Here is a 1,568-nt window from a genome sequence, read left to right on the forward strand (position 1 = left end):
CGCGCTGCGGCTGCGCGGCGACGAAGCGACGCGCGCCGCCTTCGACGCCAGCCTGCGCGGCGGCGACAGCCAGCTCATGAAGTGGATCAAGCTGTCGAAACTCGAAGGCACGTCCGCCGCCGCCGACGTCGTCGCACTGCGGCAGGCGGCCGCCTCGAGCACCGCGATCCTCGTCGCCATCGATCTCGCCGATCGCGAGCCGGACGCGCGATTGCCTGCGCGGTTCACGGCGCCGCTCGCGGCCACGCTCGACGACATGGCGACCCTGCTACAGCAAGGCGGTTATCCCGTCGATATCGCCCTCACGCTGCCCGCGACCGACGCGCTGCCGCCGCTCGCGCAAATCGTCGTGACGGACCTGCGCATCGCGATCACCCGATTCGCCGAGCCAGGCGATGCGGACGGCGCGGCGCCCACGCCCGCACGGCAAGCGCCGCCCGAACCGCGCGGCGGCTTCTTCCTGCCGGGCGCGCACACGAACCCCGAACACGTCCGCTACGCGCTGAAAACCACCGCCGCGGCGATGTTCTGCTACCTGCTGTACATGCAGCTCGACTGGCCCGGCATCCATACATGTTTCATCACCTGCTACATGGTGTCGCTCGGCACGACGGCCGAAACCGTCGAGAAGCTCACGCTGCGCATCGCCGGCTGCATCGCCGGCGCGCTGCTCGGCACGGCTGCGCTCGTTTTCGCCGTGCCGTCGCTGACCTCGATCAGCGAGCTGATGGCGCTCGTGTTTGCCGGGGCTTTCGTGTCCGCCTGGATTGCATTCGGGTCGCCGCGGATCGCCTATGCCGGCCTCCAGGTCGCGTTTGCCTTCTTTCTGTGCGTCATCCAGGGCGCCGGGCCCGGCTTCGATCTGACGCTCGCTCGCGACCGGGTGATCGGGATCCTGCTCGGCAATGTCGTCGTGTATCTCGTGTTCACGCGCGTCTGGCCTGTCAGCATCGGCAAGCAGGTCGATGCGGCGTTCGCCGCGCTGCTCGCGCAATGGCGGCGCATCGTGCAGATCGCCGATCCCGACGAACGGCGCGCGGGCGCGGCCGATGCGTTCGCACGCTACGACGCGATCGCGCAGGACATCGGCCTGATTCATTACGAACCGTCGTGGGTGCGGCCCGCGCCCGCGTGGGTCGACGCGCGCCGCCGCGCGCTTGCGGAACTGGGCGCGCTCGAAGCGCCGCTGTTCCTGCTCGCCGAACGCGCGCCCGGCGATGCGGCGATCGGCGCGCAGCTCGCACGCGTGTCGAACGCATTCGCAACCGATAGCGACGAGACGGCCCACCGCACCGCAACAGCGCCGGGCGCGGCATCGTCAGCTGCATCACCATCTGCATCGCCTCTGCCGCCATCCGTACACGAAACCGCCGCTGCCGACGCGCGGCGCGACGCATTGCTGAACCTGATCGACGCGCGGCTCGCAATCATTGCCGACGACGCCCGTCGAGACGTCCCCAAGGAGCCCCTCCCTCATGCGCGTACCTGAAGCGCCGGCGACCTCGTTCATCGCAGCCGCTATCGCCGCCATGGTCGGCCTGTCCGGCTGCGCCACCTCGTCGCTCGAT

1 protein-coding gene is annotated in these 1,568 nt (G+C 69.8%); it reads left to right on the forward strand.

Annotation, left to right across the window (positions count from 1 at the left end):
• Positions 1–1,489: FUSC family protein (locus KH616_RS24915; protein WP_292254891.1), on the forward strand; the 1,489-nt coding region annotated here is incomplete at its 5' end.
• Between the last annotated feature and the right edge of the window lie 79 nt (positions 1,490–1,568).

The sequence above is a fragment of the Burkholderia sp. genome (genome assembly GCF_018375725.1).
Taxonomy (GTDB): domain Bacteria; phylum Pseudomonadota; class Gammaproteobacteria; order Burkholderiales; family Burkholderiaceae; genus Burkholderia.